Below are 12,528 nucleotides of genomic sequence, written 5' to 3' on the forward strand. Positions count from 1 at the left end.
GTTTATTAAAAACGGGAAAAGAACAAAAATATTATCCAAAAATTTTTTGCACAAAAAAAAGCCTCAACAATAAATGTCAAGGCTTTTAAATTTTATAAAACGCTAAAATTAATTATGCGTTTGGCTCAATAGATACATATGATCTGTTGTTTGCTTTCTTTCTGAAAACTACTTTACCGTCAACAAGTGCGTGCAAAGTGTGATCTTTACCCATACCAACGTTTTCACCTGGGTGATGTTGAGTACCTCTTTGTCTGATAATGATGTTACCAGCAATAGCGTCTTGTCCACCGAAAATCTTCACACCTAATCTTTTAGAATGAGATTCTCTACCGTTTTTGGAACTACCAACTCCTTTCTTGTGTGCCATTTTATTTTAAGGTTTTTTGGTTTAACAATTATTCTGCGCTTTCAGCGTCAGCTTTTTTAGTTGTTTTTTTTGCAGGTTTCTCTGCTTTTTTACCTCCGTCAAATCCTGTAATCCCAGTGATTTTGATTTGAGTTAAAGATTGTCTGTGACCGTTTTTAACTTCGTAACCCTTTCTTCTTTTCTTTTTGAAGACGATTACTTTATCAGCTTTTACGTGGTCTAGGATCTCTGCCTCTACAGTGATTCCGCTTACAGCTGGGGCGCCTACAGTGATTGCTCCGTTTACAGTAAGAAGGATTTTATCAAAAGATACTTTTCCTCCTTTATCTCCTTTCAAACGGTTCACAAACAACTTCTGGTCTTGCTCAACTTTGTATTGAAGCCCTGCTATTTCTACAATTGCAAACATTGTCTATAAATTTTTAGTTAATTCGAGGTGCAAATATATTGATTTTTTTTAAATTAAGTAGCATTAAAATTACATTTTTTCGTTAAGTTAAAATATTTACATTTGAACAATATTATTTACACAAATGAAAAGAGATCTTTACATTGATTTTGCGAAAGGCTTGGCCACACTTTCCATTATATTTATCCACACTGCATTTTGGTCGGGACAGTTTTATATTATCCCTGAAATCAGGGTGTTTTCTTTGGTTTTTGATGTTGCGCTGTTTTATGCGTTAAGCGGAATTACATCCGGAAATAACATTGAGAAAACCCTTTACCGCTTGCTGAAACTTCAGATCACTTACATGATTTTCGTGACGTTTCTTTTCTTTTTAGATTATTTTTTTAAAGTTTTCGGGCTCACCTTTTTCTCCCTCGAATGGCTTCAGAAATTCTACTCCACTTTCGGCTCAAAGTATGCTGCAACAAGTATTTCCGCAATTCCGCAATGGCAAAATCTCGGGAATTGGTATCTTCACGAATATTCCAATGCAGACACGTTTCCTGTTGTGATGGGAAGTTTTTGGTATTTGAAAGTTTATTTTATTCTGACGGTTTTTGGAGTTTTAATTTTAAGGTTTTTTCCTAAACACATCAATTGGTTTATCGGCATTTGTATTGCTTTAACATTAATATTCAACCTTTTCCCTGAATTATATCCAACCGGGCAAGTCGGTTATGTGGCTTTTTATATGACCGTTTTCCTGATTGGAAACAGAATGCGGGGCAAAAAAATCCCGACGAAACTAATTCCTGTTCTTTACGGCTTGGTCGCTGTAGCTTTGGTTTGGATGTTTTGGTATTTTGGAAACGAAATTTTCTTTAAAATCAACAGACAAAAATTCCCGCCAAAAATCCCTTATATTATTTGGTGTCTTTTTTCGTTGACCACTTTATTTGTGCTGTACAACAGATTAAAAATTTCAAAAGAAAACTTCATCACCCACATTGGGAAAAACGCTATTTTCTTCTATTTTGCTCAGGGAATCAGTTCTTCACTTGCTTATTTTCTTGTTGTTCCGATGAAAGAATTGATGCCTTGGTGGGTTTTAATGGTTGTAATTTATTGTATTAATGTTGTTTTAGCATTTATCCTGGCAGAAGGTTTGAAGAAAGTGGATGATTTCGGTTGGAAAACACTCGAATTTTTACGCAAAAAAACCGCTCAGTAATTCTGAGCGGCACAATTTATTAAAATTATCATTTAATCTCTTCTTCCACGGCCTCCTCTTACAATTACTGCAATCAGTATAATAAAAAGGATTGCGCCAACAACAAGATACGTGGGATTCATGTACCATTCTTCGGTTGTTGTGGTTTTACTGGTCGTATTTACTTCAACTTCCGGTGCTGTTTCCTGCGCCATTGCAACAATACTGAATAGGAAAGTAAACATGGCTAATGCAAATTTTTGCAATTTTGCGGTGATTAGTGTGGTGTTCATTATTAATTTTTTTAATGTTCTTTATTTTTAAATCCAACTTTATGCCACAGACTGTTTTATATTGAAGATATTTGAATAATCTTGGAATTAACTTTACTGAATATTAATTTTATTAATTATTTTTACAAAAAATTTAAGTCATGTTTAAGTTGAAACTTCCTACCGATCCCAGATGGGCAAATATCGCGGAAGGAAATCTTCAGGAAATTTTAACGGATCACGCCTGGTGCGAGCAAAAAGCAGCAACCAACGCAATTGGCTTAATTACCATGCTGCCGGAATATCCTGAAATTGTAACCGAGCTTCTTGCCATTGCGCAGGAAGAGCTCGAACATTTCGGACAGGTTCTTGAGATTATCACTAAACGGGGTTACACTTTTGGAAGAACCAGAAAAGATGATTATGTAAACGAATTGGTGAATTTTATTCAAAAAGGAGGTCACAGAGATACTTTAATTGTTGATAAAATGCTTTTTGCAGCAATGATTGAAGCGAGAAGCTGCGAAAGATTTAAAGTTTTAACAGAAAATATAAAAGACGAAGAATTAAAAACCTTCTATAAAGAATTGATGATTTCCGAAGCCAATCATTATACAACTTTTATAGGATTTGCAAGACAGCTTGGAGATCCTGAAAAAGTAAATAAACGTTGGGAAGAATGGCTGGAATACGAAGCTAAAATCATTAAATCTTACGGAAACAAAGAAACAATACACGGATAAATTATACAATTGAAAAAACCTACACTCGAAAATCTGACCAACTTTTTCCTGAAAAACTTCTTTCAGGGCTTATTGATTATTGGTCCGATCGGATTGACGATTTTTGTTATTTGGTCTGTTATTACTTCCATCGACAATATTATTCCGTCTGTTGCGAAGGAAATTCCGGGATTGGTTTTCATTTCAACACTGCTCATTACGGCTTTGCTCGGTTATCTGGGAAATAAATTTGTTGTTGGAAGATTTTTTGTAGATTCTCTCGATAGATTACTGGAAAAAACCCCAGGAATAAAACATATTTATTCGCCAACAAAAGATGTCATGTCTTCATTTGTCGGCGATAAGAAAAAATTCAGCGACCCTGTTTGGGTAAAAACCAACGCAAATCCTGAAATCTGGAGAATTGGCTTTCTCACCCAAAGAGAAATGGCAGATGTCGACAAACACAATTATGTGGCGGTTTACCTTCCGCATTCGTACGCGATTTCGGGCTGGGTAATTGTTACTGAAGAAATAAACATCAAACCTGTTGTAGGAATGTCTGCAGCTACGGCAATGAAATTTGCGGTAAGCGGTGGTGTTGCAGGTTTTCATTCAGATGAAAGTATATTTAAAGCTCCCGAGTAAGCTTCTTTTTACTTCTTTAAATACATTTGATGATTTGAAATTATTTTCAAACAAAATTTTCTTTAAAACAATTAAAATATTTACACATGCAATTACCATATGCTGAACCGTTTCGTATCAAAATGGTCGAAGAAATCCGTCAATCAACCAGAGAAGAAAGAGAAAACTGGCTGAAAGAAGCGAAATTTAATTTATTTAATTTAAAATCTTCACAGGTTTATATCGACCTTTTGACAGATTCCGGAACAGGCGCAATGTCCGACAGACAATGGGGAGCGTTGATGACGGGAGACGAAAGCTACGCAGGTTCCCGTTCGTTTGAACAACTACACAACACCGTTAAAAGTATTACAGGCTTTAAATATCTCTTGCCAACACACCAAGGAAGAGCAGCGGAAAATGTATTATTTTCGGTTTTGGTAAAAGACGGCGACATTGTTCCCGGAAACTCACATTTTGACACAACAAAAGGTCACATCGAAATCAGAAAAGCGCACGCAATCGACTGTACAATTGATGAAGCTTTTGACATTAATGATCTTCATCCTTTTAAAGGAAATATTAATCTTGAAAAACTGGAAGAAGTTTATAAATCTCATTCAAAAGAGCAAATTCCTTTTTGTTTGATTACAATTACCTGTAATTCTTCAGGCGGCCAACCTGTTTCTTTGGAAAACATGAAAGCTGTAAAAGCACTTTCAGATCAATACGGAATTCCTGTGTTTTTTGATTCTGCAAGATTTGCCGAAAATGCTTATTTCATTAAAAAAAGAGAAGCTGGTCAGGAAAACAGAACCATAAAAGACATTTGCAAAGAAATGTTTTCTTACGGCGAAGGAATGACGATGAGCTCCAAAAAAGACGGACTCGTAAATATCGGTGGATTTATCGCTTTGAATAATGAAGATGTTTTCAGAAAAGCATCTAATTTCACGATTATTTACGAAGGTTTCATCACGTACGGCGGAATGGCGGGAAGAGATATGGCTGCCTTGGCGGTCGGTCTTGATGAGGCAACAGAATTCGCTTATCTGGAAAGCAGAATTTCTCAGGTTGAATATCTTGGAAATAAATTGATCGAATACGGAATTCCTGTACAGAAGCCAATCGGCGGACATGCTGTTTTTATTGATTCTTTAAATTTTTTACCAAATGTTCCACGTGAAGAATATCCGGCACAGACTTTGGGTCTTGAAATTTATAAAGAAGCAGGAATCCGGACGGTTGAAATCGGAACTTTATTAGCCGACAGAGATCCTGAAACCAGAGAAAACCGTTATCCAAAATTAGAATTGGTCCGTTTGGCAATTCCAAGAAGAACGTATACCAATAATCACATGGATTATATTGCTGCTGGTGTAAAAAATGTATATGAAAGAAGAAACGAAATTTCAAAAGGTTATAATATTACTTGGGAACCTGAAATTTTGAGACATTTTACCGTTCATTTAGAAGAGGCTTAAGAAATAATTGTTAGAATAATTGATAAAGTTTTGGCGCAAAATCTTTGATTTTGCGCCAAAACCATTTCTAATAATATCTTTTGATAGGATTTTATCCTATCCTTTGTTAAATCGTCCCTTCGGGACTCTCCGTTTTGAACTTATTTCTTAGATATTTTATACAATTTTCCGCTGTCTGTAACTCCGTAAAGATTTCCGTCAGAACCGTTTAATACATCTCTGAATCTTTCTTTTTGATCTAAAAGCAAACGTTCTTCTCCGACTACTTTATTGTCTTTCATTACAATTCGGTTAATATGTTGACCGCTTAAGCAGGCAATGAATAAATTGTTTTTCCATTCATCAATATTTCCTGTATAAAAAGTGACTCCACTTGGCGAAACTACAGGATCCCAATAATAAACAGGCTGTTCGGTTCCTTCTTTCTGCGTTGTTCCGTTGTTGATTTTTTCTCCGGAATACTCAATTCCATAGGTTACATCACCCCAACCGTAATTTTTACCTGGCTCAATTAAATTGATTTCGTCGCCTCCTCTTGGTCCCATTTCAATATCCCAAAGCTGACCTTTTTCATCCAAAGCCAAACCTTGTGGACTTCTGATTCCGAAAGCATAAATTTCAGGTTTAAAACCTTGTTTTCCAATAAACGGATTTCCCGGAGCGGGTTTTCCATCTTTGGTAATTTTTAAAATTTTACCTAAATAATTATCTGTTTTTTGGGCATAAACCCTTGTTTCTTTATCTGAACGTTCACCTGTGCTTACAAACAGATGTCCGTCTTTATCGAAAACCAGACGACTTCCGTAATGTTTATCACCATCATAAGAAGGTGTTGCACGGAAGATTACTTTTACATCAGAAATATTTTTCAAATCAGATGAAAGTTGTCCTTTTGCAACTGAAGTTAAATTTCCGTCTCCAAAAGGTTCAGAATAACTGAAATAGATAATATTATTTGTTTTAAAATCCGGATCGAGCGCCACATCCAGCATTCCGCCTTGTCCTTTGGCATCTACTTTCGGAAAACCTTCAATTTTTGTCACCTGCTTTCCATCGGCTGAAACTACATTCATAAAGCCCGTTTTCTCGGTTATTAAAAATCTTCCGTCGGGTAAATTAATAATTCCCCATGGTTTTCCTAAATCTTTATTTAAAATCTCAACATTATAAGGCGTTGATGTCTTTACAGCCTGAATTCTCGTTTGCCCCGCAAAGGCCGGCTTGTAATTGGTATTTGGTTTTTCTTCTTTGGCAGAAGGCTCGCTTTGAGTTCCTTTTTGTTGGCAGGAAACAATGGTAGCCAAAGATAAAAAGAAAGGTAAGACTGTCTTTTTCATAACTAAATTTTATGTGGTTGTAAATATGAATGTAAAAATAATGCCATAAAAGTTTGTTCAATTAAAAATTAATTCTACATTTGTAGAACGAAATATAATAACGTAGAACATGAAAGAAATAAAACTGACAAACTCTGAAGAAGTAATCATGGAAATTCTTTGGGAAAAAGAAAAAGCATTCATGAAGGATATCCTGGAATCTTATCCCGAACCAAAACCTGCATCAACAACTGTTGCAACACTTTTGAAAAGAATGCAGAACAAAGATTTGGTAGGTTACAAATTATATGGAAATTCACGCGAATACTTTCCAAAAATAGCAAAAAGTGAATATTTCAAGGAAGAAATGACTTCTATGATTGACCGTTTTTTCAACAGTTCGGTAACGCAGTTTGCATCGTTTTTCACATCAAATACAAAGCTTACTCAAAAACAGCTGAAAGAACTTCGCGAAATAATCAACCAACAAATCGATGAATAATGATGATTATCTTAAAAATAATATTGTGCTCTTCATTATTTATTTCTTTGTATTATCTGTTTTTACAAAAGGAAAAAATGTATCTGTTCAACAGGTTTTTTTTACTCTTTTCACTGATCTTTTCTTGTTTTGTGCCGTTCTTTTCAATTTCGGCAGACCTTCCGAAACAAATGGAAAAAACTCAGATCATTTTTGAAGAAACACAACAAGCTTTAGTTATTTCTTCCAAGGAAGAAAGTTTCAACTGGATCAATATTGTTTGGATTATTTACGGAATTGTAACCTTCATTTTTCTGGTCAAGACAATAATATCGATTGTAAAAATCAAAAAAATAAAAGGAAAAAAGATTAAATACCTGAATTGCAATGTGATTGTAACAAAAGAAAATCTTTCGCCATTCAGCTTTTGGAAAACAATTTATTTAGGTGAAAAATATTTGATCAACAACGAAATAGATTCGAGGATTTTGCTGCACGAAAAGAGTCATTTGGAGCAAAAACACAGCCTTGATCTTTTATTAATAGAGATTTTAAAAATCTTTTTATGGTTCAATCCTGCCATTTATTTTTATAAAAGAGCAATCGTTACAAATCACGAATTTTTGGCTGACGAATTTGTCTTAAAACAGAATTTCAATGTGAAAGATTACCAAAGTTTAATCCTAAATGAAATTATTTCAAGCCAAAACTATAACCTTAGTCACACTTTTAATTTTAACAATACTAAAAAACGATTTATTATGATGACAAGAAAAAATTCCAAATTTGCCCAAGCAAAAAAATATCTTGCAATTCCCACATTTGTTGTTTTGGCAATAATTTTTGCAGAGAAAACTTATGCTAAAGATTCAAACATTGAAAATACAATTCATGAAGCAAAAAAATACCAGAAAGCTATTCCAGTTCAACCTTTAAAGAAAGTTCAGGCCGAACATATTGAAAAAGAACAATATAAAAATGCAATTGATGAGAAAAAAGTTGTGGATACGACTACTCCCAAAAAAACTGTAGAAGCAGATAGAGAATTTGCACAAGATTTGTCAATTTCACCTTCACTCAAGTTAACACAGGAAACCACAACTTTGCCTGAATATCCGGGAGGAATAAATGTAATGCGAAATAAAGTTTCTCAGAATTTTAATGGTTCAGCTTTTAAAGGTAATGAAGGCTTAGTAAGATCAGATGTCCAATTTGTAATCGACGAAAAAGGAGAAGTTTCAAATATCAAAACAATGGGCATTAATGAAATATTCAATAATGAAGCTTACAAAGCTGTAAAACTTGCGAATGAAAATATAGCTTGGAAACCTGCAACTAAGGATGGCCAACCGGTCAAGTACATTTTTAAACTTCCACTAACTATGTTTTTTGAACCCACAAAAAAAACACAATAATTAATCAAGAGTCCGTTTTCGGACTCTTTTTTATTTCATAAATTTGGTTTATGAAATTTAATCTTCAATCAGAATATAAACCAACCGGAGATCAGCCTTTAGCCATTGAAAAACTGACTGAAGGACTAGAAATCGGAGAAAAATACCAAACTTTGCTTGGGGTAACCGGCTCGGGAAAAACTTTTACGGTGGCCAATGTTATTCAGAATGTTCAGAAACCTACTTTGGTTTTGGCTCATAATAAAACTTTGGCAGCACAGCTTTTCATGGAATTTAAAGAGTTTTTTCCTGAAAATGCTGTTGAATATTTTGTAAGTTATTACGATTATTATCAACCGGAAGCATACATTGCAAGTTCAGGAACTTATATTGAAAAAGATCTGAGCATCAACGAAGAAGTTGAAAAGCTTCGTCTTTCGGCTACGGCAAGTTTGCTTTCCGGCAGAAGAGATGTTTTGATAGTCGCTTCTGTTTCATGTATTTATGGTATCGGAAATCCTTCTGAATTTCACAAATCATTGGTCTCGCTTCAAATCGGAGAAAAAACGACAAGAACAGCGCTGCTTCATTCTTTAGTTAATGCTTTATATTCCAGAACGTTGGCAGACTTTTCCAGAGGTACGTTTCGTGTGAAAGGCGATGTTATTGATGTGTTTCCGGCTTATGCAGATAACGGAGTGAGAATTCAGTTTTTCGGAGATGAAATAGAAAAAATACAAAGCTTTGATCCCGTTTCAGGAAATGTAACTTCCAATTTCGAACAGATACAGATTTATCCTGCCAATCTTTTTGTGACTTCAAAAGAAACTTTAAACGGCGCAATAAGAAGTATTCAGGATGATATGGTAAAACAAGTCGATTTTTTTAGTGAAATCGGTAAACCTTTGGAAGCCAAAAGACTTCAGGAGAGAACAGAGCTGGATCTGGAAATGATTAAAGAACTTGGCTATTGTTCAGGAATTGAAAACTATTCGCGTTATCTTGACGGAAGATTGCCCGGATCGAGACCGTTTTGCCTTTTAGATTATTTTCCAAAAGATTATTTGATGGTGATCGATGAAAGCCATGTTACCGTTCCGCAGGTTCATGCCATGTATGGTGGTGACAGAAGCCGTAAAGAAGCTTTGGTTGAATACGGATTTCGTCTTCCTGCCGCGATGGATAACAGGCCTTTAAAGTTTGAAGAATTTGAAGGCATTCAAAATCAGGTTATTTATGTTTCGGCAACGCCTGCGGATTATGAACTTGAAAAAACTGGAGGAACTTATATTGAACAGCTTATCCGTCCGACGGGACTTTTAGATCCTGTCATTGAAGTACGTCCGACAATTAATCAGATTGATGATTTAATGGAAGAGATCCGAAAAAGATCCGAAATTGATGAAAGAGTTCTTGTAACGACTTTAACCAAGAAAATGGCGGAAGAACTGACAAAATACTTTACAAAATTCGGAATCAGAACAAGATATATACATTCTGATGTTGAAACTTTGGAAAGAATTCAGATCATGCAGGATTTGCGTTTAGGAATTTTCGATGTTTTAATTGGTGTAAATCTTTTGAGAGAAGGTCTGGATTTGCCTGAAGTTTCACTTGTTGCAATTTTAGATGCCGACAAAGAAGGAATGCTAAGAAGCAGAAGATCAATGATTCAAACGGTTGGTCGTGCTGCAAGAAACCTGAACGGAAAAGCCATTCTTTACGCTGATAAAATGACTAAATCGATGCAGGCAACGATCGACGAAACAGCTTATCGCCGCGAAAAGCAAACACAATATAATCTCGAACACGGTAAAGTGCCAACCGCTCTGAATAAAAAGATTTCGGAGAATCTGGTTGGTAGGACAAAAGATTTTCCTGACGAAAAATATACTCAAAAGCAGATTCTACAAAAAGTTGCAGAAGTAAAAGCAAACTATGCAAGTGAAGATGTTGAGAAAATAGTTGCACAGAAACAAAAAGAAATGGAAGCCGCTGCTAAAAATCTCGACTTTATCAAAGCTGCTAAATTACGGGATGAAATCGCCGCTTTAAAAGAGTAAGTAAACTATTACAATAACTAAAAATTTCGGGCGGCACCTTTGGTGCCGCCCGAAATTTAATTTAAAACTTATAAACTTTGGTTTTAGGGCTTTGATATTCCACTTTTCCACCACGAAGCGGGGTAAGTAAATCCATCAGCCCATTCAATTTTATTTCATAAACCGTTGACAACTGCATTCCCAATTTTCCTTTCGGCATGCCTTGCCTGTGAAACCATTCAAGATAACTGATCGGAAGATCTGCCAAAACAGTATTCTTATATTTTCCGAACGGCATTTTTACAACACAAATTTCCTTCAATATTTCAGGATTTATTCCTTGCTCCATTTTTTATACAATTAAATCAATTTTATCTTCCAATTCTTCGTCTTTATCTTTACTTGAAAGCTCAAGCTCCGGAATCAGATCATCTGCAAATTCATTTCTGTACACCTGAATCAAAAGAAGCGTAAAAGAAACAAGAATCGGCCCAAAAACAAGCCCCATAAATCCAAACAGGTTCATTCCCATGATAATTCCGAAAACGGTATTCAGAGGATGTATATTTTCAAGTCTTTTCAGCAAAGTAAAGCGGAGAATATTATCCGTTAATCCAACAACGATAACACAATATGCGGCCAAGCCAAGTCCTGGTCCCGTTTGACCTTCTGCAATCATAAAAATACATATCGGCACATATACAATTGCCGCTCCAACAATTGGGATTACGGAAGCCGCTGCCGTTAATGCAAAAAGTAAAACAGGGCTCGGCGCACCAAAAATGAAATATCCTATCATAGCAACAATACCTTGTCCTAAAGCTACAACAGGAATTCCAATGGCATTTGCCATAATCAGTTTTCTCATTTTTTCGCCGATCAAAGAAACATTCGCTCTTTTGAGAGGTGCTGCAGATGCAATAATTCTCTCAAACAGCCTTGGTTTCTCAAACATGAAATACAGAATAAAATACATCGACATCACAACCGTAAGAGTATTAAAAGTCCCGCTAAGTGCCGAAGTGGAAATCTTGCCTGCCGAATTCTTTACTTTCTCTAAATTTTCTTTGCTCAGAATATCAAATTGTGTTTTTGAATAAACAAAACTGTGGATTTTATCTAAAAAAACATTGAATTTCTCCATATAAGCCTGCGCATTGCCTAACTTTTCAATTAAAAGATCGGCAATAAAATAAATCGGAAGAATGATAATAATTAAACTCGCAAACATCAGAGCCAATGCCGAAGCCCAAGGTTTCCATTTTCGCTCTTCCTGAAGATAAAAATTGTATTTTCGGCAGACTACATAAATGGTGATTGCACCTAAAACCGCCGGGATAAAAAGTGCAAGATTAAAACAGATTAACGCTGTTAAAATCAAAATAATAGCAAGCAAAGCAACCTGCTTGATCACAACACTGCTAATTTGTTTTTCGTTGTATGACATTTATTTATATGTTATTTGTCTTGGTTTTCCTAAATAGGCGCAATAAGTAGAATACATCACTACCATGATAAAAGGCAATGTAAAAATTATACCAATGCAACACAGAAGAATCCCTGCTGCGCTGATAATCACTCCTAAAAATGCTGTTCCTAAAAATACGCCGTAATTATCTTTTGCAATATTGTATGTTTTGCTTAATGCATCAATGGCAGAAGAATTTTCAAATAGCAAAATAGGATAACCGAGCAAGAAAAGCGGAAAAACGAAGAATATCGGAATGATACACATAATGAGTGAAATCCATAAAATAATATGAACAATCAAACTATAAAGAAGAATATTGCCTAAATTCTGACGATAACCAATGAAAAGATCAGAAAACTCAATCGGAATTTTGGCATTAAACTTATTGGTAATGTAAATAATTCCGACATAAAGTGGAGAAAGTAAAATCCCATATAAGCTTGAAAAAGTATAATAAAGAGAAAATCCGGGCTTGTTCCAGTAACTGTAATTTGTATAATCTCCATCAAAATCTCTGAAGTCACTAAAGCCGCTATAAGAATTAAATCCTGTAATAGCCTGCAATAAAAAATCACCGATGAAATAAATAATCATCGTAACGACTGCATAAAGAATCACCCCTTTATACATTTCAAAAGCATGCGAAATAATGGATCCCGTATCTCTGTTGGGAACGGAACCCTGCTGGTCAAATTCGTTAAAGTCGGACATGGTTTTATTTTTTAATGTTTCTCAAATTTAATTTTTT

Annotated in this window: 14 protein-coding genes; 7 read left to right on the forward strand and 7 right to left on the reverse strand. The window is 35.1% G+C overall.

Annotated elements, in window-relative coordinates; genetic code table 11:
* Nucleotides 1–112 precede the first annotated feature (112 nt).
* Both rpmA and rplU read right to left on the reverse strand, forming a co-directional pair.
* Nucleotides 113–370, reverse strand: coding sequence for a 50S ribosomal protein L27 (gene rpmA, locus AC6CHK_RS00960; protein WP_034677604.1), 258 nt, complete (start codon nt 368–370; stop codon nt 113–115).
* A 28-nt stretch (nt 371–398) separates the two neighbouring features.
* On the reverse strand, nt 399–779 hold the full coding sequence (rplU, locus tag AC6CHK_RS00965) for a 50S ribosomal protein L21 (protein ID WP_498092698.1): 381 nt from the start codon (nt 777–779) through the stop codon (nt 399–401).
* Nucleotides 780–903: 124 nt separating this feature from the next.
* Between rplU and AC6CHK_RS00970 the strand changes: the two genes are divergently transcribed.
* A complete protein-coding gene (locus tag AC6CHK_RS00970) occupies nt 904–1,992 on the forward strand; it encodes an acyltransferase family protein (protein ID WP_498092700.1) in 1,089 nt (362 codons plus the stop codon).
* Between the two features lie 32 nt (nt 1,993–2,024).
* Here the strand turns inward: AC6CHK_RS00970 and AC6CHK_RS00975 are convergent, their stop codons facing one another.
* Complete coding sequence (locus tag AC6CHK_RS00975; RefSeq protein WP_498092702.1) at nt 2,025–2,264, reverse strand: hypothetical protein; 240 nt, start codon at nt 2,262–2,264, stop codon at nt 2,025–2,027.
* A gap of 140 nt (nt 2,265–2,404) precedes the next feature.
* On the opposite strand from AC6CHK_RS00975, the gene AC6CHK_RS00980 reads away from it, so the two are divergent.
* From AC6CHK_RS00980 to tnaA, 3 genes are all read left to right on the forward strand, one after another.
* Nucleotides 2,405–2,986 carry a MiaE family protein gene (locus tag AC6CHK_RS00980; protein WP_498092704.1) on the forward strand — a complete coding sequence of 194 codons (582 nt, stop codon included), beginning with the start codon at nt 2,405–2,407 and terminating at the stop codon, nt 2,984–2,986.
* 9 nt (nt 2,987–2,995) lie between these two features.
* The gene (locus AC6CHK_RS00985; protein WP_498092706.1) at nt 2,996–3,613 is read left to right on the forward strand and encodes a DUF502 domain-containing protein; all 618 of its coding nucleotides are present in this window, start codon (nt 2,996–2,998) and stop codon (nt 3,611–3,613) included.
* 86 nt (nt 3,614–3,699) lie between these two features.
* Nucleotides 3,700–5,076, forward strand: coding sequence for a tryptophanase TnaA (tnaA, locus tag AC6CHK_RS00990; protein WP_498092708.1), 1,377 nt, complete (start codon nt 3,700–3,702; stop codon nt 5,074–5,076).
* A 140-nt stretch (nt 5,077–5,216) separates the two neighbouring features.
* On the opposite strand, the gene AC6CHK_RS00995 is transcribed toward tnaA, so the two are convergent.
* Nucleotides 5,217–6,413, reverse strand: coding sequence for a PQQ-dependent sugar dehydrogenase (locus AC6CHK_RS00995; RefSeq protein WP_498092710.1), 1,197 nt, complete (start codon nt 6,411–6,413; stop codon nt 5,217–5,219).
* Nucleotides 6,414–6,522: 109 nt separating this feature from the next.
* Between AC6CHK_RS00995 and AC6CHK_RS01000 the strand changes: the two genes are divergently transcribed.
* The 3 genes from AC6CHK_RS01000 (at nt 6,523) to uvrB (ending at nt 10,330) form a co-directional block, all read left to right on the forward strand.
* A complete protein-coding gene (locus tag AC6CHK_RS01000; protein ID WP_498092712.1) occupies nt 6,523–6,894 on the forward strand; it encodes a BlaI/MecI/CopY family transcriptional regulator in 372 nt (123 codons plus the stop codon).
* A gap of 170 nt (nt 6,895–7,064) precedes the next feature.
* Nucleotides 7,065–8,288, forward strand: a complete 1,224-nt coding sequence (locus AC6CHK_RS01005; protein ID WP_498092713.1) for a M56 family metallopeptidase — start codon at nt 7,065–7,067, stop codon at nt 8,286–8,288.
* A gap of 50 nt (nt 8,289–8,338) precedes the next feature.
* Nucleotides 8,339–10,330, forward strand: a complete 1,992-nt coding sequence (uvrB, locus tag AC6CHK_RS01010) for an excinuclease ABC subunit UvrB (RefSeq protein ID WP_498092715.1) — start codon at nt 8,339–8,341, stop codon at nt 10,328–10,330.
* 61 nt (nt 10,331–10,391) lie between these two features.
* On the opposite strand, the gene AC6CHK_RS01015 is transcribed toward uvrB, so the two are convergent.
* From AC6CHK_RS01015 to AC6CHK_RS01025, 3 genes are read right to left on the reverse strand one after another with little or no spacing between them, the layout of a single operon-like run.
* Nucleotides 10,392–10,646, reverse strand: a complete 255-nt coding sequence (locus AC6CHK_RS01015; protein ID WP_498093867.1) for a DUF3820 family protein — start codon at nt 10,644–10,646, stop codon at nt 10,392–10,394.
* A 15-nt stretch (nt 10,647–10,661) separates the two neighbouring features.
* Nucleotides 10,662–11,756, reverse strand: a complete 1,095-nt coding sequence (locus AC6CHK_RS01020) for an AI-2E family transporter (RefSeq protein WP_498092717.1) — start codon at nt 11,754–11,756, stop codon at nt 10,662–10,664.
* Nucleotides 11,757–12,491: a beta-carotene 15,15'-monooxygenase gene (locus AC6CHK_RS01025; RefSeq protein ID WP_498092719.1), complete on the reverse strand. Its 735-nt coding sequence runs from the start codon at nt 12,489–12,491 to the stop codon at nt 11,757–11,759.
* Between the last annotated feature and the right edge of the window lie 37 nt (nt 12,492–12,528).

The organism is Chryseobacterium sp. GQ58 (assembly GCF_059758895.1).